Source organism: Scytonema hofmannii PCC 7110 (assembly GCF_000346485.2).
Taxonomy (GTDB): domain Bacteria; phylum Cyanobacteriota; class Cyanobacteriia; order Cyanobacteriales; family Nostocaceae; genus Scytonema; species Scytonema hofmannii.
The window spans coordinates 70,153-92,292 of sequence record NZ_KQ976356.1 but is presented as its reverse complement, the minus strand read 5'-3'; the positions used below and the strand labels follow the sequence as shown (position 1 = coordinate 92,292).

Below are 22,140 nucleotides of genomic sequence, written 5' to 3'. Positions count from 1 at the left end.
TAATTTAGGATTAGATAATTTCTGGTTCTGCCTTTAGAGCTTCCTGTTTGAGCCGTTCGCGTCTTTCCCAAGTGCGTTTGTTGACTTCGAGTAATTCTTCTAAGCCCTTATTGAAGTGCTTGATGGAGTACTCAACTATTTGTTCAACAGAATATTTGGGATGATCGACTGTACCAAATGTGGCCCAGAAGTGAGATTTGAATTCTTCCCAATTGGCTTTATTCCAGTTAGTTTTGGACTGAGCTTGAATGGTTTGTCCCCATGTTTCCTGCAACGCGTAATAAACTGCTTTGAATTTACGCTGGTTGTAGGAAGAAATTTGGAAAATGCCCATTGCGCTGTCGTCAATCAAGCTAACTTTCTTGGATTTAGCAGTCATGATTATATCTTCTATACAAGAGATTTCTATCGGGGGAAAATGCGTCAGCAGAAGTGCCTTTTACTAACTAATTAGGATGTCAGTTTGAGTAGAGAAAAAATAAATAACAATTGGTACCAAGTTACGTTTAGAGAATAAAAAACCGCAGAGACGCAGAGAACACAGAGAAAGAGATAGGGAAAGATAAAATTCTCTCTATGAATGCAACTTAGTATGAGTAAGTAGTAAATAAAAAACCGCCAGCTTGTTGAATTGCTCGCGGTTTGTAGAAGTAGATTTTTTAGAAGTGATGAGAGGTGGTTTTAAAGATAGTAGTGTTTTCCTAACCAGCCTTCATATTCCCAAGTATCTGGATATCCTTTTTCTTCATTACCTTCAATATGTTTGCCAAGACAGTAAGCAATATGGTTACTGTTCCAGTACCAACTGCCATCTGTTCGGCGACAAATCTTGGTTTCTAACCATTCGCTGGTACGGATTAGCAATCCTCCATCTACGAACTGGATAGCTGGTCTAAAGGTGTTTCCAGAAGCGTTGGATATCCAGATACCGCAAACTTGAAAGTGAAATTTCATATCGACAGTTTCTCTATTTATAATTTCTCCTGTTGCGGCGTTAGCCAGTGTTAATTAATCATATGTTGAGTGAAAATAAACCAAAAATTAATCGCAAAAACCAGAATTTTCACGCTTCTGATAATGTGCGATCGCTGAGATTACTCCCTTCGGTGAAGATTACTACTCTTCTTCTCTTCTTTCCTCTGCGTCCTCTGCGGTTTTTTAATCAAGTAATCTTCTGACAGCACAGGAGTAGTCTATATCGTTTCCAACACTTATTTACTCCTCTTCATCAAGCTGCGATTCTAGAGCATTGTCTTCAATTAAACTACCTTCCCCTTCGGAAGGGATTCTTGTCCCCGCTAAAAGTTTTTCTATTTGGGTAAGAGCTTTCACTAATTCTTTAAGTTCCTTAGGTTTATCCCAAATATCGCTATCTTTAGCAGCTTTGTTTAATCGGCTTAATCTACTGATAACATCTTCTTTTGAAGGTAAGGGTTTTTCTTTTTTCTTTGGCTCATCTAGTAGAGCCTTTTCTACCAACTCCTTAATTTTAGACAAAGACAGTTTTTCGTCAATTGCTTGTTTTAATACTTCAGCCCGTTTCTCATCATTCTTGATTTTAGATATTGCCAGAGCTTTGGTATATTCCAGTTCTCCCCTCGACAGGACTTCCTTGATATCATCCTTAAGCTTGAGTACGGGAAGTCGATTTGATACGAACGACTGCCAGGTTATTTTTCCTAATTTAGAGAATACCTCCTTTATGGTAAGGCTTTTGGAGTTCCCCATAACATCGGGGGTGACTTTGCCCTTTTCTTCGTCCTGCATTCGGTAAAGAATAGAAACTATTTCTGACTGCTTAGTTTCGAGCAATGCTGCAAGTAACTCCAGAATACCTATAGTCTCTTCAAAAACATTAAGGTCTTCTCTTTGAAGGTTTTCAATCAAACGAATGCGATTAGCTGTGATATCGTCACATTGGATGATATTGACTGCTATATTTTCTAAACCTGCGCTCGCACAAGCCTTGAGCCGTCGTTCACCAGCAATTAGTTCGTATTTGTTATCTTCAATACGTCTTACTACTATTGGTTCTAATAGTCCTACTTCTTTGATACTAGCTACAAGCGATTGTAGTTTACAAGAGTCAAAATACCGTCGTGGTTGGGATGGTGCTAATTTTATTTGGGTAATAGGAATTGTATTGGTGATGTTGAGAGTTTTGTCTGTTTGCGTACAGAAAGTAATTATCGTTGAATTATTGCTATTCTCTAAAACTTTTAAAACTGCCCTAAGCGAATCGGTTTGCTGATGAATTGCTGTATGAATTGTACGATTGAGAGCTTGAGAGCTTTCAATATAAGCTTTAGCCGTGTCATAAAAGCTATTTGAGGAATTTTTACTTGGATTCATAAACATTAACAAGAAGAACTCAGGAGTCAGGAGCCAGAATTCAGAATTCTGTGCGACTGGCGGATGAGTAGAAAGGTTTAAATAACGACAGTTAGCACGACGTCTACAATTGGTTAGGGTCTAAATCCACATACTCTTGATTCTGAATTCTGAATTCTGAATTCTGGATTCTGTTTTAATTAACAAATTCTTAGTCTGCACTGGTTTCTGCGTCTAATAACTGTTCTATTTGGTTGAGTAATTTTTCTAAAGCCTTCCGTTTCTTAGGATTTTCCCAAACTTTTGAGACTCCCAATTTTTTGGTTAACTCTTTGTACTTTAATTGAATTTCTGGTGTGGTAATTTCCCCCTGACAGGTTTTGGTAAGGGCTTTTATCTCTTCTAGAGAAAGACTATCCTTGATTGCTTTGTCCAGTATAGTAGCACGATCGCTGTCTGATTTGACCTGAGCTATTGCTCGAGCTTTGGTATATTCGATTTCACCACTTCGCAGGGCTACTAAAATATTTTCAGGAAGTCTAAGCAAAGGCAAGCGGTTACGGACAAAAGAATCCCATTTCATTCGTCCTAATGCCGAAAATATCTCTTCAACAAGCATTGCTTGAGGACTACCCGTAACGTTACGGGTAATTTTCCCCTTAGCTTCATTCTCCATCTTTTGGAGTAGCTTGACAATTTCGTCTTGACTTATTGATAAGCGAAGTGCTAATAGCGCAAGAATGCCCTCGGTTTCCTCAACAGGATTTAGGTCTTCCCTCTGGAGGTTTTCAATTAAGCGGATGTGATTTGCTCTCGTTTCATCGCACTCGATAATGTTGACGGCTATGTTTTCTAGTTTCGCAATTTTACAAGCCTTAAGACGTCGTTCGCCTGCTATGAGTTCGTAAGCGTCATCTCCAATAGGTCTAACAACGATTGGTTCTAGTAGTCCTACTTCCTTAATACTATTAGCGAGGGATTCAAGTTTTTCTTGGTCAAAGTAGCGCCGGGGTTGGGATTCGGGAAGAACAATCTGTTCGATTGGTAGGGTAGCCTGCGGTGTAAGGTTGGCTTCGGGTTCCCCAAATAAATCATCCAAACCGGACATTTTTTCTAGTGTGCGATCGCTCATAATTCAGTGATATAGTTTGCTATTTCTTGGAGTATTTTGACCGCCGGGTGGCTTTTTTTGTAAAGTGCAAGTGGTACGTGTGCTTGGGTTGCATCTGGGAAGGCAGTCGATTTGGGAATGGGGGTAGTGATATGTATTCGTCCTTGCACTTGTTTTTTTACCTCCTCCAAGATACCCGCGTCTTGTAGATTTCGCCCATCATACATTGTTGGAACGATACAGGCAATCTCTAATTTTTGATGCCCTCCTTTTTTGATTCGGGCAATTGTTCCTAGTAAGTCGCTTGTACCGAGGTAACACTTATATTGTGTTTGTAAAGGTATTATGACATGGGTTGCTGCGATGAGGCTCATAACGCTCAGTAAGCCTAAAGAAGGGGGACAGTCGATAAGAATATAGTCAAATTGGTCAAGTATGTCGTCAAGTACAAGTTTTAGTCGCATTCGGTTATCGACTGTCATGTCTTGCATTATCTCTCGCTCGGTACCAGCTAAGTCTTTATTGGTAGGGATTATATACATCCCATGAATTGGGTTATCCCATATATGTAGAGGCGCACGCTCGGTAATGGCACCATAAATATTCTGCTCCGTCGTGAGTTTTTCTCCCCCTAGTCCCATGAAAGCAGTCAGTGATGCTTGTGGGTCCATATCTATAAGTAGTACCCGGTGTTTTTGGCTAAGGTGGTATCCCAAGTTATGAGTTAAACTTGTTTTTCCCACGCCGCCCGACTGATTTACGGTAGCGATTATTTTGGTCATGTCAATGTACATGGGTAATGTAGTTCTTAAGTAGGTAATGTAGTTCTTAAGTAGGTAATGTGGATCTATTGTAGGTAATGTAGTTCTTAAGTAACTGTCATAAGCTCTGAAAAGCGTTAAGGCATGGGAGTATTATAATCTCGGAGTGTAGCTTCATTACACAAGCGTGTTATTACCAATTCCTATAATGTTTGATAAATTTCAACAAAAGATAGGCATTTTTGACGTTTATATTCGTTACAAACAGGATAGTCTAGTTACCAAATGTTATGAATTTTAGCTTCGGAGAATAAATTTTTCTTGAGTTTATTAGTGGTGACTATTAGAATCTGATGATTTTATTGTAAATTAGAAATTAGCAAGCATTGCTCAAAGTAGAAAAATTAGCCCACATTTCTTACAAGTTAAGCGACTGGATTCACCGGAATCTTTACTGAGAATAGATTTTGAGCATTTTTGGGGAGTCAGATTTTGGTGAGCGTGTGAAACGCAGAAATCTAAGTTTTACAAAGCGTTGAGAAACGTTGTGATAAATCCGGGTTAGCTTTTAGGTGTTGAATTCCGAAAAAAATGTGAGGGATGTCAGTTTTTGTTTTTCCAGAATACATGAGTGTGATTTGGAAAAAGACCGGAAATTACCGTTTGATAAAAAGAGCTTCTAGGTGCTCAAATTAAATATTTAATAGTTCAGCTATTTCTGTCAAGTGACAATTTCAGAAAGAGTTCTGTAGAGAGGCGAATACAATGGCTGACAGTACTCACTCGACAACTTCTTCAGTTATCGAAAAACGTCTAAAACAAGGTAGAGGTCAAGGACGTGGGGCCGACTATAAACCGTGGCTGACGATTCAAGATGTCAGTTCGATTGGTTTAAGCAAAAGGATTTTGGGAATCACAACGCGGAGAAGACATGAGTTTTTCAGTCAAATCGAAAGCCATTATTTTTATATCTTAGATTGGGCAAAAAATGTCACGGATATAAGAGAACAATACCCGATGCTACCATTATCAGAAACTTTAGAAATTGCAGCAAACATTGGTGTAGCTCACCCAATCTTACCAAAAACTAAAGAACCGATTGTGATGACTACGGACTTTTACATAGAAGTTCAACAAAATCTGGGTGTTTGCTATCAAGCTCGCACAGTTAAACCGGAAAATCAACTGGATGATAAACGAACCATAGAGAAGTTAGAGATCGAACGTCAATATTGGGAGCGAAGAAATATTAGCTGGGGGATTGTAACTGAACGTGATATTCCTTTAAAAGTAGTGAAAAATCTTAAATGGATACGTGTTGGCGTTGATTGGGATGCACTCGGATTGTCAAAAGACTCAGTCAAACAAGCTAAAAAACTTTTAATTCAATATTTGACTCAAAGTCAGGACTCATTAACTGACATTTGTTCGAGGTGTGATGTCGAATATGGTCTGAAAACAGGTAGCAGTTTAGCAATTGTTAGAAATATGTTGCAAACACGAGAATTAATAGTTGATTTACATCAACCAATTCACTCTAGAAAAAAACTTGTAATTATTAAAACTCAATTTTAACGACCATGGGTTGCTTAATCTAACTAGACTGACCGAGCGCAACTGAGGTGATTTGTATGCTATCAGTTAACCAAATAATTTGTTGGCACAGTGATAATAAACTAGACAGAGTTATTTATATTGATTGGCTAGATTGTTATATAGTAACTATCGATATTAATAATTCAAAGGCTCAACCAATTATTCACAGATCTCAAGAAATAGAGTCAGCAATAGATGGCGAGCAAGCTAGCTTATTAAACTCAGAACTTTACGCAAAATATCTGATAACTGATAGCGAACTGTCTACTATTCAATGTCAGTATAGAGACAATGCTTGGAAGGCAGTTTCGTTAATTATTAATTATGGTTCATCAATCTTTGAGCCACATGAACGAAGTCGAGTCATTAAGGAAGTGTCAGAACTTTGCGGGCGTTCAGAACCAACTATCCGTAAAGATTTACGAAGATATTGGCAAGGAGGACAAATTAAAAATGCTCTGATTCCTAGATTTGATAGTCGTCGAGGTCAAGAACTGTCAAATCCTATTTCTTCATATTTGCCTCAGATTTTAAACTCTCTTTATAAATATGCTTTCTCAATATTAATCTCTCTAAAAGAAAACATATTTTGGAGTAACGAGAATTTCAAAGAATTTGCTTTGGCGTACAAAATATTGACCATTAGTCATCATCCTAAACGAGGTCGTCCGAGTTTCCTTTCATATGCAGTAGGGAAAAAGCTAGGGATTAATATTACTATTGAAATCCGAGAAAAGTTTCGGAAAGGTATCAAGCTATTTTATGAAAATAGACAAAAAATGCCTCTAACAAAAGCTTATCAAAAAACTCTAGAAAAGTTCTTTAATAAAGGTTATAAATTATCAGATGGCATTTTAGTCCCTAATTTACTATTAGCAGAAGAACTACCAAGTTTCGACCAGTTTAAATATTGGTATGAAAAAGATTATGACATGAATAAAAAACTGATAGCGCGTGAAGGTCAGATAAAATACAATCTTGTCCACAGGGCTGTTTTAGGTAATTCAACCCAGATGGCTTTTGGACCTGGTGCTTTATTTCAAATAGATTGCACAATTGCCGATTTATATTTAGTCAGTAAAATCAATCGGAACTGGATTATTGGTAGACCAACTCTTTACTTGGTTATTGATGTTTTTAGCAGGCTGATTGTTGGATTTGCGGTAACTTTAGAACCACCGAACTGGCTGGGGGCAATGTTAGCTTTGGAGAATACAATAACAGATAAAGTTGAGTTTTGTAAAAAGTGGGGGATTGAAATTACAGAATACGAATGGCCAAGTCATCATTTGCCAGCAGAGATTATTGCAGATAGAGGTGAGTTCAAAAGTTATAAAGCAAATAATCTTTCAGATTCGTTAGGTATAGAAATCAATAATACTCCTCCATATAGAGCAGATTTTAAAGGCATTATTGAACGAAGTTTTCGCTATTTTAATGATGAGATAATCCACTGGCTGCCTGGTTCTGTCAAGCATTTACCCTCAAGAGGCGAGAGAGATTACCGTCTAGATGGAGTTTTAACGACTGATGCGTTTAGAAAATTAATGATTCTTTTTATCCTTGACCATAATAATGAAAATCTTTTGATTTAGTTATTAAGTTTAGTTTCAAGACCAGTTCTAACAATGATAGTAAGATTTTTTGGGGAGAAATACTATGGCTTCATATCCAATAAATGAATTCATGATTGAAGATGAACTTGAGCCTTATCCAGTCAATATATGGCATTGGGGAGTAAAAAATAACTACCAATGTTTTCTTCATTGGCAAGACTCACAAATCATCCGAATGAATCTTTTACCAACAGAAACAGCTTTTGTTACTCGTGACTGTATCTCTTTTAAAAAGCTGCATTATACCTGTGACTTAGCGGTACGGGAACAATGGTTTGTTGAAGCCAAAAATCGAGGCGGTTGGAAGATTACTGTTGCTTATGACCCAAGAGTAGTTGATAACATCTACATCCGTTTGCATCCAGGTAAAAAAATGGTCGAGTGCTACTTGCTAGATATTGACCATAAGTTTTTAGGATGCGAATGGACAGAGGTTTGTGACTATTACAGACGAATGAACGAGAAAAAACAAGCTCTCAGAACGCGCAAAATTCAGTCGCGAGCAAAACTCAATGCTACTGCTCAAGAAATTCTAAAACTTGAAACATCCCAGACAGAAAAAGTCAGTAATGGTCATAGTAAACGTTCAAGACTTAACGATATGCGTTTACACCGCTCTGCTGAACGTACTGTTGAAAGGAAAGAACAAGCTTGGGACTTAACGCAAAGCTCGGCTGATTCGCAATCAACACTTCGTATCCCTTATGAGGTAGTTGTTCAACCACTTTCTTTAGATGATGGTTATGTAGCGCCCCATCAAGCCACTGAAAAATTACGGAAATCTCGTCAAATAAAACTAAACAATGACACCCAGTAAAAAGCAACAAGATAAACGCATCTTAGTTTTTAGAGGTGAGAAAGTAGAAGCATCTTATCACGAAGAAATATCTATTTATAGTGGGAATCCGTGTATTGAGGCATTACCTTTAATTAAAACAGAAGATGAAGTGATAGATAGTTTAGAATTTTATCCATCCTTTAATGAAAAAGAGCGGAATTTCCCATCCCATCTGCGTTTACATCTGACCCAGGTTGTACTGGATATATTTGTCCCTATGAACTTTCATCTTGATTTAGAACAGCGTTTTTCCCGCATGATTCGCATAGGATATAAAGCTCGTAATCCAGTTAATAAGATGTTTTGGCAAGATGTTAAAGGGAAAGTAGAAACGATGCGGTCTGCAAAAAAAACTAGTTTCGGTCAGCGTTCTCTTGCTACAGGTTTTACGATACTGGGCATCAGTGGGGTTGGTAAGTCTACCGCCGTTCAGGAGATTTTAAATCTTTATCCACAAGTGATTTATCATAATCGTTATGGCGGTCAAAATTTGACATTAACACAACTAGTCTGGCTGATATTAGAATGTCCTGCTGATGGTTCAATCAAGGGGTTATGCCTCAATTTTTTTCAAGCCTTGGATGATATTTTATCAACTAATTATTATGAAAAATACGGCGGAAATGGTCGGAGGACAGTCAATGAAATGATGCCTTACATGGCTTTAGCCGCCTCCAATATTCATCTAGGTGTCCTTGTAATTGACGAGATTCAAAGACTCACAAAGTTAAATATTGGAGGCTATGAAAAAATGCTAGATTTTTTCGGTCAGTTAATTAATACAATTGGTATACCAGTTGTTTTGGTAGGGACTTATAAGGCTTGGTCAATTTTAGGGAGTGAATTTCGCCAAATTCGTCGTGGTACAGGACAAGGAGATTTTGTTTGGGACAGAATGCAACCTGATGACGAGGATTGGCAATTATTGGTTGAAGCGCTTTGGGCTTACCAGTATGTCCAACACCCTTGTAAATTAACTAAATAATTAAGTAATGCTCTTTACTACGAATGTCAAGGAATTACGCATTTCGCTATTATATTATTTATGCTGGCGCAAGTGAGGGCAATTACCACTGGTGTAGAAAAAATTACGGTAGGTATTATTAAATCAGTTGCCAAAGACTGCTTACGCACGGCTAGAAAAATTTTAAATGCTCTCAAATCCGGCAATCTGGAAGATTTAAAAAATTGTGAGGATGTACTAGCCATCGATCTAGAAAAATTTATCTGTGAAGAACAAAATAAACTTCTAGATGGAAATGTAGAAAACCAAGAAATCAAAGAGGCTTCATCTCAAATCTCCAATTTTGATATGCAGCAATCGATTACTGATGATAAAAATATTTCTAATTCTTCAAATATTAACAATCGAAAACAATCTCAATTTGAATCTAAAACCCTTAGAGGAAAAGGGGGTTTATTAGAAATACTAGATAAATCTCAAACTCGCGGAATCTCAGGTTATCAAGCTTTTAAAGAAGCTGGTTATATTTTGGCTGCAACTGAACATTTGGATGAAGTAGACGAGGTAACGGAAGTATGATTATCTTTTTTCCAGACCCCTACCCAGACGAACTGCTTTACAGTGTTTGTGCCAGATACACAGATATAGCTGCATACCCTGGTAGTAGCTCTGCAAATCAAGAACTATTTGGCAGCAGAAGTAAAGTTGCTAGTGTTGATCTACCAATGAATCTTGGTTATTTAGTAGCTAACTTACCTGCAGGACATCAATATACAGAAGACCAGATAATTGATGAAAATACACTACTACCTTTTTATGCTCCATTTTGTCCAGCAGAGCGAATTAGCTCTGTGCGGATTGATATGAAATATTCTCACAGTCCCCAAATCTACGGGCGTTTGGGTATTTTCAGTCAGCATCCACCTCAATGGCTACAGTTTTGTCCTCTTTGTGTAGAAAGTGATAGACAAAAATTTGGTGAGCCTTACTGGCATCGTTTACATCAAGTACCAGGTGTAAAAGTTTGTCCTATTCATAATGTTTTTCTAGAACAAAGTACAGCATCAGCACGTAAAGAACGCCCGTGTTGGGAGTTTATAAGTGCCTCGAGGGTAATTAAAACAACTCAGCCACGTCTACTTAAACAACAAGAACCATCTCATCAAAAATTCCTAAAAATTGCTGGTGATATAGCTTGGTTATTGTCGCAACGAAACCTAATCTCCTCAAAAAATGAATTCCGTAATCGTTACCTTCACTTATTATCCAAACAGGGATTTGCCACTTATAAAGGATATGTTTATTTTTCAGCACTTATGGATGCTTTCACCAATTTATATCCAACTCAAATCTTACAAGACATCAACTGTAATTTGGACTCAAATAGTTACAATAACTGGCTTATGAACATTATTCGCTCGCCTTTGAGTAAAGCGCAAAATCCCTTACATCATCTACTACTTATACAGTTTTTAGGCTATAGTCCCTCTGATTTTTTCCAATTACCAAGTGAGTTCTATCTTTTTGGAAAAGGTCCCTGGCTCTGCTTAAATCGTGCTAGCGACCACTATCAACAGCCTGTAGTGCAAAAGTGTCATATTAAGTATTTTAGTGGGCGAAAACCTGTAGCAACTTTTTCGTGTACTTGTGGTTTTGTATATTCTCGCCGTGGTCCTGATGAAAGTGAAGAGGATAAGTATAAAATTGGTCGTCTTATCTCTTATGGACACCTATGGCTAGAGCGTCTTACAAAACTCTGGCTAGATCCAACAATTAGTATTCCTAAAATTGCACGCGAGTTAGGGGTAATTTATCAAACTGTCAAGTTTCACGCCCTAGCGTTGGGTTTACCATTTCCCAGGTCTGAATTGAATTTAAAACTTTTTCAATCTTCACAGCAACTAAATGATGATAATATGAATTACAGGCTAACTAAATCCACAACTCAAGAGAACCATCGTCTTCATTGGTTAGAAGCAATAGAGAAGTATCCAGAAGCTAGCCGAACTATATTACAAGATAAATTTGTTGTTTTATATCGGTGGTTGCAAGCTAATGATAGCGAATGGCTTAATGCTCACTTACCACCAACGCAGCGTTTTTTTAAGCATAAGGGAGTAGCGCGAGTTGATTGGTCAAATCGCGATCTTGAGCTAGAAATTGCAGTTCGCTCTTCCGCATCGTGTTTAAAAAATTCGACTGGTAGACCGATATGGCTAACAAAAACAGCGATTACTAAAAAAATTGGTATTAGAAAGCTCTTGAGCGATCATCAAGACAAACTACCACTGACAGTAAAAGCTTTAGATGAACTAGTCGAAACTCAGCCAGAATATGCTGTACGTCGTCTTTGGTGGGCAACTAATTGTTTTTTAGAAGAAAATATATGTCCAACAAGAGTGCAGTTGCTGCTACGCGCTTCCCTAAAACCTGCTACTGTCGCTCTACCTCTGGTTAAAGCTGAAATTGATAAAGCTTTAGACATATTCTCACGTGTTAACACTTAATCTCATGTTTAGGCTATCACTCTTACAAAATTAGTATTAATCAACCCGTTTCTAGAACAGATTTACTGTGTGACAGTTAAAAACCCAATTCCTTGTGCTTTCAAATACAAGTATTGAAACAGGACTTGCTCTTTGAGAAACTTAAATAACTTTACAAAATAATGATGACGATAAAGTAAAGGTTTCAAGTATTTCCAGTTAAGAACCTAATTCCCCGCGTACAGTCAAAAAAAATTGTGGTTATAAATGAAGCGATTTTTAGTTCTGATAGCGTGATTCTACCAAACTTTGATGCATATTTTAAAAAAAAACACAAAAAATAAAGTGCCAGTTGAGATATTTATCCCGAACTAGCACTTTAAAGAAGAATGCAGAACTCAGAAGCAATCGTGGGGAATTCAAAGCAGCCATTTACATCCCCTACGAGCTACAAACTCTATTCTGACTCCTGACTCCTGACTCCTGAATTCTTTTTTGTTAAATCCCCATTTTAGAAGGGTGGTTTTTCATCCAACTCTTCATTATTGGAACTAATATTCTCTTCAAGTAGTTCTTTCGCGAAATCGGGCGTTTCGGGTATGTTCGAGTTGTTGGTTTGGACTGTTTCGCTCTTCTGTTGTGATGATACAAAGTTTCTGATGACTAAGGTAGCAATCTTTTCCTTATAGTCGCCTTTATTATCAACCATCAAGTCGATATATCCTTCTGCTGTGCCATATGTCCCTTCTCCACGTTCGTCGATAATTACGGCGGTCGCACCCTTAGAGCGGTAGGGAATTTCGTCAGCAACTACACCCGATCGCGAACGAGTGTTAAATTCAGCAATTCCGAACGTGATGAGCGAACCTTCTTTATCATGGGTTTTGTTGATGGACTTGATAGTTATAGTTGTAGTAGTATTAATCATTTTCCCGTGCTTGTTGATTTAACTAAACGATTGGTTTTAACTCGCCTACGACTAGAATTGCGTAGGCGGTTTGTTTTTAGAAGTTTGCGTTAGCTAAAGTAGCTACAGTTTGGGTTTCGCTACCGTTCGTTGATGTAGATTCTTCCCTACGGGGTGAACCTAGTAACTCGATAGCGTTGATAGTAATTACAGGTTTTTGACGCATAGTGCCAGAATTTTTGTCCGCCCACCTATCGAACCCTAACTCGCCGATTATCGCAATTTGAGTTCCTGTACGGACGTAGTTACCAATCACTTCTGCTTGGTTTCCCCATGCTACAAGGTCAAACCATAACGCTTTGTCGTTCTTGTAGGGAGGTCTGACTGCAATTGAGATTGAAGCTTTGACTGCACCTGACTCAAAATATTTCAGTTCAGGTTCTTGTCCAGCACGACCAACTAGCATGACTTTGTTGATGTATTCCATTGCATTAACCACAATACTTATACGATTACTTCCTATTGCTGCGTTAGCATTAGGATTTCAAAAATTTATGACTTTTATCAAGAAAGAATTCAGAATATGCCTCCGGCACGCTTCGCGAACAGGAGCCAGAATTCAGCATGAATTTTGTGAGTCTGGATGCCCTTATTGAGTCAAATGCTGAACGTAGTTTGCCCGTCAGCTTTATAAGTCAACTTCTCTCCAGATTTATCCGTGGAGAAAATAAAACTTTATACTTTGCTGAATCCCCTGTTCGCGCAGCGTGGCGTCAGCCATATTTATTCATGAGGAAATTCTAAATTCTGAATTCTGGCTTCTGGATTCTCTTCAAGAATTGTTTAAATTAAATCGTGGTTTTTACTCAGAAATGATAAATTTCTCTGTGTTAAGGTGGTAGGGCTATAAATGTTAATTGTTTAACTAATACAAATATTATTTATGTCTGATTACTCTCTTGCTGAATATCTTCTTTTTAAGCGAACGAGTATTTGTAAGTTAGTTCTTTTGGCTCTAATGTGGATACAGTCCGATGAAGATAACCAGTTATCGCTTTCTCCTGGATACTCATCACCCTTACGAGTCGAGAATTCAACTTGGTTAGAAAATACTGATGCTGAAGAAGATATTGAACATTTTCGAGATGTTTCTAACACTGTAAGGATGGGTATTTGGCTAGAGGTTTTACAACAAAAGCTACTAGATACAGCTTCTGACTTACCGACTTGTTTGCATGATGCCTCGTTGTACGCGCTGCTGGCAATTAATATGATGCTTGTGGATAAGGAACTAGATGGGGTATATATCCATTCCCAAAACGAATATTTTGCGCGTGCGATCGCCTATGAGGCTTTATCGCAACTAGGTGATTCTGAAATGACGAGGGGTTGTCCCTATATGGATTTTCCCCTATCCCTAGAAGAAGCTAAATCATTACTGCCAGTTGACAGAAAAGAAGATTTAGAAATCGAACTAGAAAATTTTTTAATTGATACTTACCATCATGATTTTCAAGACGATGACCCCGATGTGAATGATTATCCAAGAGATTGGTTAAAAGAAACATTAAAAGACTTTTTTGCTCCTGCTAACTGGCGCTTTAATATCAACCAAAAAGTGATTGTACAGCTGCAAGAAAAGTATGGTTCTGAATATGCAGAAGCTGCTTTTTCTCCTCAAACTAGAGGTAGCGAACGTTGGGGAAAAACACTCGTTTATCTAAAATCTTATTTTGGTGCTAGCTCGTTTTTTGCTAGTAGTCAAAGCGATTTGGTTTTATCTGAAAAAGAGTTATCTGCACTCGAATCTTCTGATGAATATATTGAAGATTCAATACCACCTGGTTATTTCCGCATCAAGTTCTATCTCACTCGTTTTTCAGATAGAACAGATACTCTATCCCAATTGGTACATACCTTGGTTTATTTCTTGCTAGCAGGAGAAAATTACCATCCCAGCCATTTGGAAGATTTGATGGCTATTCCAGCTTCTTCGCGAGTAATATCTAGCTTGCAAGCCTGCTTGGGTGTAGCTGCTTATAGAAGTGGTTACTATATGGCTGCTTCTAATATTCCTGAATCAGAAGTTGGTCGAAATTGGCTCTTGACTGAGGCTTTTCCTAACTTGCGCGACTTTTATCAAGCAGGTAGGTTAGGTGAAAAAGGTACAGTTTTAGCTTGAGATTTGGTTTGAATAAATCTTAATTTGAGTTATGAAAAAGTATTTAATCTTAGGGCTTTTGTTCCTATTATTCGGTTGTTCATCTAACAAGCAAGATAGTGTTTCTGCCGAACCATCTGCTCCTACTCCATCTGTATCATCTTACCCAGATAATTCATCTCTCAGTCAAGCTTTACCAAACGGTTTACCTAATGAAGAAAAGTTGGAAGATACCGACTCAGAAAACGACTTAATTGACTCGTTTTATTTTGATGGTAACGGGGTAAAAGTTGGTTTGACAGTTACTGCCGATCGCGCGTGTTATCTCTATGTGCGTCGCGGCACTCCCAACAAACTTGGTGAAGTCGAGATTGAATCTTTCCAGCGTGAGAAACCAGGTTTGTGGCGAGGGTACCAAACCCAGCGTGCGCTAACTCAACCTGCTGGTAATAAACTAAATATTTACCAGAACGAGGAACTGGTTTCCAACTACGAAAATAATGCCATATCGTCAGAAGCCCTTACTGCTCTTAAAGAATTAAAAGAACGCGAAAAGTCATTCAAATTGCTGTTGCGCCAGGATTTAGGAGCGAGTGATTCGGCTCGGAGAGTTTACACCGAGCAGTGTTCTAAACTAAGGAATTTTTACTATCGGGAAGAATTACCTCCTCTCACTAAAGATGAGAAGAGAGATTTTGAACGCAGTCTGGAAAAGTCCAAACAGAAGACCGATGATAACTAGTTAACTGAACAGCGACAGTTGCTCAATTGTATTTTCTCTAGTCTGATTGATTTGAATTTTATCGGTTGTTTGTTTATTCGTCCCAGATGACCTTTTGCCCCATCCTTCCTCTGCTACATATTTGACTACACGCGAACGAATGTCAGCAGCTAATTCGTCATAATCGAGTTGAATTTTCTGGTAATCGATTGGGTCTGTACCAATATTCTGCCAAATTTTCTCATAATCATATTCTTTGTAAGGTTTATGTCTAGTAAGCGCATCATAACTTGCCCAGAGATATACGTCTGTATATGCTGCTGAGAGGGGAACTTCAAAGGTGATTGGCATCATGAGTGCTAAAACTTCACTACTAGAAGCTAGTGTTCCTACTTCACCTTTGTCTATCTCATCCAACGCAATACTAAGTCTATCAATTGCGATCGCACGCCATACCCAATTTGGAACTGACTGCTGCCAGCCGTTTTGTTGAGTGATAATTGGTCCAGCGATGTACCTTACAATTTTAGTGTCGGTTCCTGCTAATTCGAGTAGGCTAGCTGTCACAGTTTTATTTAGTCCTTGTTCGGTTAATAGCTGTAGAATTTTTCTGCAACTGGGGCTTAGAATTTCGCTGGTCTTCGTATGAGTGCTATTGCGAATGGTTTTTTTGATATCAAATAAGCTAAATTGTTCTCTCATGTTAACTTTTTGGTGTAAATAAATACTGCCAGTCAGAGAATTCTTACTGGCAGCGATTGTTGTTTATTTGTGGTATTGATTAGGGCAGAAGCAGGTTGTCCCAAACGCTTCTAGGGGTAACGTGATATGAGAGTTGTTGTCTTGCTTGAGTAAATTTGGCTAGCAACTGGGTGTCTTTAAACTTTTTCCACCAGTCATGTTGCAGGTAGTTAAGCAACCACAACTGCGCTTCGCAACCCCAATCTGAGATGCAGTTACTTAAGCCCAGAGCATCTACTATGTTTTCAGGAGGTTTTTCCAATTGCTTCATGACTGATGAGGATATATTTGAAAACATACATTGATTGATAATTGCTTGGCCGGGGCTGCCCGAACTAATAGCTAGTAACTCCTGTGTTAACTGGATTTGTTGTTTTTGGAGCACAGATACAACTTCCTCGTCAGTTAATCTTGTAAAAGGTACTATCTGGCACCTACTGGTGATAGTAGGTAGTAACTTTTGCGGTTGGGACGAGGTAAGAATGAATGTTCCTGTTTTGGGTTCTTCCAGCGTCTTGAGGAGTTTATTGGCAGCAGTGGAGTTGAGATGCTCAGCATCATTGATAATGACTACCTTGCGACTTCCCAAACCAAGGGTTGAAAGAAATTCGGTAATTTCGCTGACCTGTTCTACCCGAATGCTAAGGCTACCTGTAGCTTGTGAGTTCTTAAGATATGTAGGTTCCACGAACAAAATATCCTGATGGTTTTCCCCGACAACCGCTTGGGCAAACGCCTGTGCTGTTTTACCCTTTCCAACTCCCTTCATTGGGCTGGTAAACAGATATGCACTTGTTATTTTGTTTTGTTTGAGTGCTTGAGTAAGAAGGGTTTTGGCAGTATGCTGTCCGGTAATGTTTGCGAATGGGTTAGTTTTCATGTGTTGCAGATTTCAACAATTCGACTGGTGAGGTTATCAGTTCCGCTTTTAAGTTCGGTTTCAAGTTGTGCGAGTATTAGTACGCTGCGTTTAAGTTTTTCTAATGCAACATACTTGACTTCATCCTTGAGGTAGTACAGCCTTTTAGGGTTTTTCAAATCGGCAAGTTCTGCTGTTTTCGCATCGTTTAATTTGGCTTCTACCCCAGCTTTAGTTATTAACCAGGTACGGAAAATTGACGTGAGGGTTGCAACTATTTTGAGTGGATGTTCGTTAGTAGCTGTTAGCTTGAAAACTTGCGTTATTGCTATGTTGGCACGGTTTCTTAACATGGCGATCGCAAGCGTTGAATAATCCGTGTTATTATTACTAACTAATTGAGTGATTTCCTTGAGTAAAATAGTTTTTCCATTGGCATAGATAGCAAGTTTAGCAAATTCGCTATCAGCGCGTGCAGTATTACTGCCAATCGCCTCTACAAGGTAATCAGTAATATCTGGCGTCAGCTTAACTTGATGGGTAGCTGCATATTTTCCTATTAAGTTAATTATCCCTAGTTTATCCCAATTAGGAACCAGAGGAAATTCTTCTTGTTGAGCTTCTTGAAGAAGAATTTTGACTGCGGCTTTTCGACAATCTGGCTTTTTACTGCCAGTTATCAAAAGGATGCTGTCAGTAGGTATTTGCGACAGCTTATCTTCTAAATCTTTATTGTTTTCGTTCAATAAACTATCAGTAAAGCAGTCGCTATCTACATGAACAATCTTGCAGCCTTCCCCAAAGGGGAGAGTCATAACCTCAGTAAAAACTTTGGCAGCGAGATTTTTCTCTTTTTCAAAGAATCTGACATAGTTAAAAGTTTTCCAATCAGAAGGAATATTTTGATTAATCAACTGGTCAACTTTTTGATTGAGCGAGTAGGTGTCCTCACCGTAATACAAGTATACTGGCATGATAATTTTGATAAATTTCCAATTATCAGGCGTTAGTTGTTAGTGGTGGTTGTGAAAAGGTAGGCGATAAGCGAAGCTATAGGCAAAAGCCGTATCGCACTATAACTTACTAAGTACCACTAGAAAGTATAAGTACTTATGGATAAATATTTATACATTTTGTAAAGCAGCTAAAATCGCTGTAATCCAGCACTGTTGACTGTTACCCGTTCAGAGTTCTCTCTCCCAATTAGATAATTTATTTTGCACGACTACTTACAGCTATCAAAATTGGAATTTTTGAAAAATTCTGTTCTGTACGCTTTTCACTATCACTTTCATGGTTATTACGTAATTGTATAATCACTATACAGTAATCTTGTGCTGAGGGAAGCCGTCGCACCATGAAACAATCACTTAACGCGATCGCCAAAGGTGGGCGGTTCGCGTCATCGTATCATTAGGTGCTAACTTAACGCTGGAGAGAGAATAATTGAGGCAACTGAAAGTCGCGGTTATACAAACAAAGTCCGCTTGTAGGGACTAACGTAAAGATAGAGTGTCAAATTTAATCTGACGAGAGTAATAAAAGAGCGCTATTTTCTTAGCATCTATGAGGTGGGTAGCACCTTTTAAGGTGAGCTACCCACAGTATCTTAACCGTTTTTACCGTTGATTTTTTCCTTCTTTAGGTTGCTTCTATCTTCTTGCTCCTTCAAGCTACGAGCTTTCTGCAGTAAAACTATATACTGGTTGAGCACACAGATTAATACCTCAATAGTGGCATCCCCTTGATTAATACGTTTTGTTCCTTGTAAACCAATTAAAAACATTTGCAGTACCAAAAACAAGGCAATGGTTTTGCTGAGCATATCTTGACGCTGTGTTTTCATATTTCCATCTCAGAAATCACATCTACAGCGTCCTTTAAAGGTAGTAAGCTAAAGCAAATCCCCCCACATTGGTTAAAAAATGCCTTAGAATGCGGATTAAATGGATTTGAGGTGGTATCCAAAATTTGGGGTAACCCTAAACTTCTTAGTTAACTTTCCAGACCCGAATGGCGAAACTGACGTATGGTCCTCAGGTGAAAGCACGAGTGAAGCGTCTGTTAGAGGCGTTGCTTCGTTTTGTTAATGGGGAATTTGAGGACAGTAGCTTTAAAATGGAGCACCACTGGAACAACGAAGACAGTGCTAACCCAAACCTGATTGTTCGCACAACTTTGGTAACTTTGAACTTTTTGACACTCAAAGACAACTATCCTGGTGAGTTAACCAAACCGCAGATCCGAGAAGCGCTAAATTTGCTGAAGGATTTCTTAAAAATTTTGAAGGATAACCGCACCACAACTAAGGGGTCTGAGAACTGGCATTTTACGCTAACACTATGGTCAAAAGATAAGGAAAAAAATCTTCAACAGTTTGATGAAGCATGGGAAAGCAGTAGACCAAAGAAATCTAAGGATTTAGAAGAGAATTTTAGAAAATATGAAAATGTTGCTACTAATGACTTTCAAGTAGAATTTATTCTAGAACAACTAAATTTACTAGCGTTAGATTCAAAATCCATAGAATGGATTAAGTTAGGTTTTAGGGTTTTTGAGAGAAGGCGTAGAACTGGAAAAATTTTAAAAAAGCATGAAGAGGAATTCAACTATTTTAAGGAGCAAGTTTTAGCTTTAATAAGTATGAGTTCTCGACTATCACTTTTGGCTGATCAGGCGAGAAAAATCGTTCATGAGGCGCAGCAATCATTGGAAGACGAGATAGAAGAGTTACGTAAATTAGGCAATAATAAGACAAATGATATAATACATTTTCTAGAATTAGAAAAGACAGAAATTAAACATAAAGTGGAGTCATCAGAGAGAGTATTAGAAGTTATCAAAAAGTTTGAAAAGGCTTTAGAAGCTGGCAAAGAAGCAGCTGAATGGCTAGATACGAATAGAGAAAAATTAGCCAAAAGATCCGGTGATGCTGCATTAGCAAAGTATCCTGATATAGAAAATTCTACATCGGTAGAATCACGAGAAGACCTGTACTGGAAAATTACACAATACTTGGCACGCATCTCCCATTGTCTCATAATGGGAAGAAATAATATATTGGATGAACCAGACAGTCTTGGCTCCTTTTCTATCGATATCTATAAAGCAGCATTTAGCTATATTAAAACGAAACGAATACCAAAACGTTTGTCTATTGAAGCTACCGTTCAACTCAAAGCTTGCATAGATTATCTCCTTGATAGATTTCCAGATTACTGAATATTGATTTAATTAGCTAATCATAATTATCATGACTCTGCTTGTATCGGCGAAACTCATCTTGAGTTTTTTGCAAATCCAGAAATACTTCATCAGCTTGCCCCCCAAGCTGATTATATGGTTTCAAATGTTTTCTTTGCATTTCTTGATACTTCGCTTCGGGAAGATGCCCCTGGCTCCACAATTCATCAAGTTCTTTCTTGAACTCTTCGAAGGCAGCCATGTTCAGTTCTTGAAATTTATGTTGTCATTTACTTGTTCCTGTTTTAGAGTCAAAATCCGGATCGGTAGTAGCTAGGTACAGTTAAATAAATTTATGTAAATATCCCTCTTCTATCACTTTCTACAGAGAATAATCTCAAATCCCTGTTTGTTGGTACTTTCGTAACAAGACAATTGAAATGACAAAATTGGGAGGCGAGCGTATAATTCATGATTATGTCTAAGGTTGAGGGTAAGGATAGTATTTTTCTCTCACTGTAGTGATAAAAGCGTTTGAGGAATGTGAGCGCATTCTGAATAAATGTAAAGAAACATTTCTGTTTCTTAGAAGCAGCCCCATGGTTGGCAATCGCCACCCGCTACGAATGAAAGAAACTATGAATTAACTAGTGGAAAATTCAAAAATTCTCAAACTCGCCCAGAAGTCAATCGTGCTGCCAATGCCTTCCGAATGATGGCTTTTTCTTAACTCACAGTTGTTCCGCTCTCAGTGCTTTTTACAGGTGTTTGCGTTGTTCAATTAAGCTATGCGGCAGCAGTTCCCTTAACAAGGATAACCAATAATTAAATGTGTCATTCGCTGTCAATTCACTAATATATTCTTTTACCACAAAACATTACTACTTCAGAGATGTCTACTCAGAAGTTACGTTAAAACTTAAATATATACTGTCAGATTTTGATGAGAAGCAGGATTTTGAGAATTCCGTTGGCTTGCCTCAAAAGCTTGTTTTTGTCGAAATAGCCGATCAGCTTCATCAACCTTCTGGCTATATTGCTCTACCATGCTTTCAACCAATGGATGAGTACAATGTCCTTGGTTTCGTAGTTCCTCAAGTTCTTTTTTTAAGCTTTCAAAAGTAGACATTTTGAAATTAATTCTTTAGACATCATTAACTGATTTCACAGCGTTAGGAACCACATCAGGACGATTGACAATTAAAAAATAAAGTCTTAAGCTAAGTAGATATTTAAACCTAGCGTGTGGTATTGGATTTTTTGCTGAACATTCGGCAATAGCTGGATGTAACGCGGTCTAACATGATATGAAACTGTGAGAGAACTAAGTTTTGAGGCAAAGCATATGATAACATTCAGGTCATGTTATCGTAGCCGATGGTTGTTATCTCATGTCTCTTGTATTTCCTTAAACTTGCGAATGGAGTCTAAACTTTCTAGATAGTGCAGCACCTGAAGGGGCGACAAAATAGCCTGAAAAGCTTATGAGTTCAAGTGTGCAGCAATTTGTGGTAAAAAAAGATAGGTCTACCTTTGTCAACAAGACCTATCTAATGACAATGATACCTTCATTTTACCAAATACACTTAAAAAGTCAATTTAGCCCAACCGAATACTTACTGCTAACAATTTTAATTAATGTTATACAGTCAATTAAAAAAGTTAGTTTAGAAGCGTTAGCAACAAATCTCCCAATCCCTATTTTATTTGAAAGCAGACGAAAAAAATTACAAAGATTTTTATCATTACCATTCTTAACAATTGAAAAAATTTGGTTTCCGATTGTTACCACATGGTTGTCAACATATTTTCAATCTGACAAAATGATTTATGTAGTCATCGATTAAAAGAACGCGAAAAGTCAT

The 22,140-nt window shown here is 38.0% G+C and carries 22 protein-coding genes and 1 pseudogene; 10 read left to right on the top strand and 13 right to left on the bottom strand.

Going from position 1 to position 22,140, the window contains the following annotated elements; genetic code table 11:
• Positions 1-10: 10 nt before the first annotated feature.
• The 5 genes from WA1_RS50715 to WA1_RS50695 form a co-directional block, all read right to left on the bottom strand.
• The gene (locus tag WA1_RS50715) at positions 11-379 is read right to left on the bottom strand and encodes a hypothetical protein (RefSeq protein ID WP_017740763.1); all 369 of its coding nucleotides are present in this window, start codon (positions 377-379) and stop codon (positions 11-13) included.
• 302 nt (positions 380-681) lie between these two features.
• Positions 682-954, bottom strand: a complete 273-nt coding sequence (locus WA1_RS50710) for a hypothetical protein (protein ID WP_017740762.1) — start codon at positions 952-954, stop codon at positions 682-684.
• 261 nt (positions 955-1,215) lie between these two features.
• Positions 1,216-2,352, bottom strand: coding sequence for a ParB/RepB/Spo0J family partition protein (locus WA1_RS50705; RefSeq protein WP_017740761.1), 1,137 nt, complete (start codon positions 2,350-2,352; stop codon positions 1,216-1,218).
• Between the two features lie 190 nt (positions 2,353-2,542).
• Positions 2,543-3,463, bottom strand: a complete 921-nt coding sequence (locus WA1_RS50700) for a ParB/RepB/Spo0J family partition protein (RefSeq protein ID WP_017740760.1) — start codon at positions 3,461-3,463, stop codon at positions 2,543-2,545.
• The gene (locus WA1_RS50695) at positions 3,460-4,224 is read right to left on the bottom strand and encodes a ParA family protein (protein ID WP_148663092.1); all 765 of its coding nucleotides are present in this window, start codon (positions 4,222-4,224) and stop codon (positions 3,460-3,462) included. The genes WA1_RS50700 and WA1_RS50695 overlap by 4 nt, the downstream gene beginning before the upstream one ends.
• A gap of 744 nt (positions 4,225-4,968) precedes the next feature.
• Between WA1_RS50695 and WA1_RS50690 the strand changes: the two genes are divergently transcribed.
• The 6 genes from WA1_RS50690 to WA1_RS50665 all read left to right on the top strand — a co-directional run bounded on the left by WA1_RS50690 (position 4,969) and on the right by WA1_RS50665 (position 11,724).
• Positions 4,969-5,778, top strand: a complete 810-nt coding sequence (locus WA1_RS50690; RefSeq protein ID WP_017740758.1) for a heteromeric transposase endonuclease subunit TnsA — start codon at positions 4,969-4,971, stop codon at positions 5,776-5,778.
• A gap of 56 nt (positions 5,779-5,834) precedes the next feature.
• Positions 5,835-7,394, top strand: a complete 1,560-nt coding sequence (locus tag WA1_RS50685) for a DDE-type integrase/transposase/recombinase (protein WP_026134391.1) — start codon at positions 5,835-5,837, stop codon at positions 7,392-7,394.
• Between the two features lie 64 nt (positions 7,395-7,458).
• Complete coding sequence (locus tag WA1_RS50680; protein ID WP_026134390.1) at positions 7,459-8,232, top strand: Mu transposase C-terminal domain-containing protein; 774 nt, start codon at positions 7,459-7,461, stop codon at positions 8,230-8,232.
• On the top strand, positions 8,219-9,238 hold the full coding sequence (locus WA1_RS59150; RefSeq protein ID WP_017740757.1) for an ATP-binding protein: 1,020 nt from the start codon (positions 8,219-8,221) through the stop codon (positions 9,236-9,238). The genes WA1_RS50680 and WA1_RS59150 overlap by 14 nt, the downstream gene beginning before the upstream one ends.
• A gap of 60 nt (positions 9,239-9,298) precedes the next feature.
• Complete coding sequence (locus tag WA1_RS59145; RefSeq protein ID WP_017740756.1) at positions 9,299-9,796, top strand: hypothetical protein; 498 nt, start codon at positions 9,299-9,301, stop codon at positions 9,794-9,796.
• Entirely contained in the window at positions 9,793-11,724 is a 1,932-nt protein-coding gene (locus tag WA1_RS50665; RefSeq protein WP_017740755.1) for a TnsD family Tn7-like transposition protein, read from the top strand. The genes WA1_RS59145 and WA1_RS50665 overlap by 4 nt, the downstream gene beginning before the upstream one ends.
• A gap of 490 nt (positions 11,725-12,214) precedes the next feature.
• Here WA1_RS50665 and WA1_RS50660 read toward each other — a convergent pair whose 3' ends face one another.
• A complete protein-coding gene (locus WA1_RS50660; RefSeq protein ID WP_017740754.1) occupies positions 12,215-12,631 on the bottom strand; it encodes a hypothetical protein in 417 nt (138 codons plus the stop codon).
• Between the two features lie 76 nt (positions 12,632-12,707).
• Positions 12,708-13,097, bottom strand: coding sequence for a single-stranded DNA-binding protein (ssb, locus tag WA1_RS50655; RefSeq protein ID WP_017740753.1), 390 nt, complete (start codon positions 13,095-13,097; stop codon positions 12,708-12,710).
• 456 nt (positions 13,098-13,553) lie between these two features.
• Between ssb and WA1_RS50650 the strand changes: the two genes are divergently transcribed.
• Positions 13,554-14,792 carry a hypothetical protein gene (locus WA1_RS50650; protein WP_017740752.1) on the top strand — a complete coding sequence of 413 codons (1,239 nt, stop codon included), beginning with the start codon at positions 13,554-13,556 and terminating at the stop codon, positions 14,790-14,792.
• Between the two features lie 31 nt (positions 14,793-14,823).
• On the top strand, positions 14,824-15,513 hold the full coding sequence (locus WA1_RS50645) for a hypothetical protein (protein WP_017740751.1): 690 nt from the start codon (positions 14,824-14,826) through the stop codon (positions 15,511-15,513).
• On the opposite strand, the gene WA1_RS50640 is transcribed toward WA1_RS50645, so the two are convergent.
• The 4 genes from WA1_RS50640 to WA1_RS50625 all read right to left on the bottom strand — a co-directional run bounded on the left by WA1_RS50640 (position 15,514) and on the right by WA1_RS50625 (position 18,938).
• Positions 15,514-16,194, bottom strand: coding sequence for a hypothetical protein (locus tag WA1_RS50640; RefSeq protein WP_017740750.1), 681 nt, complete (start codon positions 16,192-16,194; stop codon positions 15,514-15,516).
• Positions 16,195-16,273: 79 nt separating this feature from the next.
• Positions 16,274-17,113 (bottom strand): AAA family ATPase, encoded by an 840-nt coding sequence (locus WA1_RS50635; RefSeq protein ID WP_017740749.1) that lies wholly within the window; start codon positions 17,111-17,113, stop codon positions 16,274-16,276.
• On the bottom strand, positions 17,110-18,066 hold the full coding sequence (gene holA / locus WA1_RS50630) for a DNA polymerase III subunit delta (protein ID WP_017740748.1): 957 nt from the start codon (positions 18,064-18,066) through the stop codon (positions 17,110-17,112). Before holA ends, WA1_RS50635 begins: the two co-directional genes overlap by 4 nt.
• 635 nt (positions 18,067-18,701) lie before the next feature.
• A complete protein-coding gene (locus WA1_RS50625) occupies positions 18,702-18,938 on the bottom strand; it encodes a hypothetical protein (protein WP_017740746.1) in 237 nt (78 codons plus the stop codon).
• Positions 18,939-19,105: 167 nt separating this feature from the next.
• Here WA1_RS50625 and WA1_RS50620 point away from each other — a divergent pair, with 167 nt between their 5' ends.
• Positions 19,106-20,314: a hypothetical protein gene (locus tag WA1_RS50620; RefSeq protein WP_017740745.1), complete on the top strand. Its 1,209-nt coding sequence runs from the start codon at positions 19,106-19,108 to the stop codon at positions 20,312-20,314.
• A gap of 16 nt (positions 20,315-20,330) precedes the next feature.
• On the opposite strand, the gene WA1_RS50615 is transcribed toward WA1_RS50620, so the two are convergent.
• Positions 20,331-20,537, bottom strand: coding sequence for a hypothetical protein (locus tag WA1_RS50615; protein WP_017740744.1), 207 nt, complete (start codon positions 20,535-20,537; stop codon positions 20,331-20,333).
• A gap of 657 nt (positions 20,538-21,194) precedes the next feature.
• Positions 21,195-21,404, bottom strand: a complete 210-nt coding sequence (locus WA1_RS50610; RefSeq protein WP_017740743.1) for a hypothetical protein — start codon at positions 21,402-21,404, stop codon at positions 21,195-21,197.
• A 430-nt stretch (positions 21,405-21,834) separates the two neighbouring features.
• On the opposite strand from WA1_RS50610, the pseudogene WA1_RS61180 reads away from it, so the two are divergent.
• Positions 21,835-22,140: pseudogene (locus WA1_RS61180) on the top strand (IS4 family transposase); the annotation flags it as partial.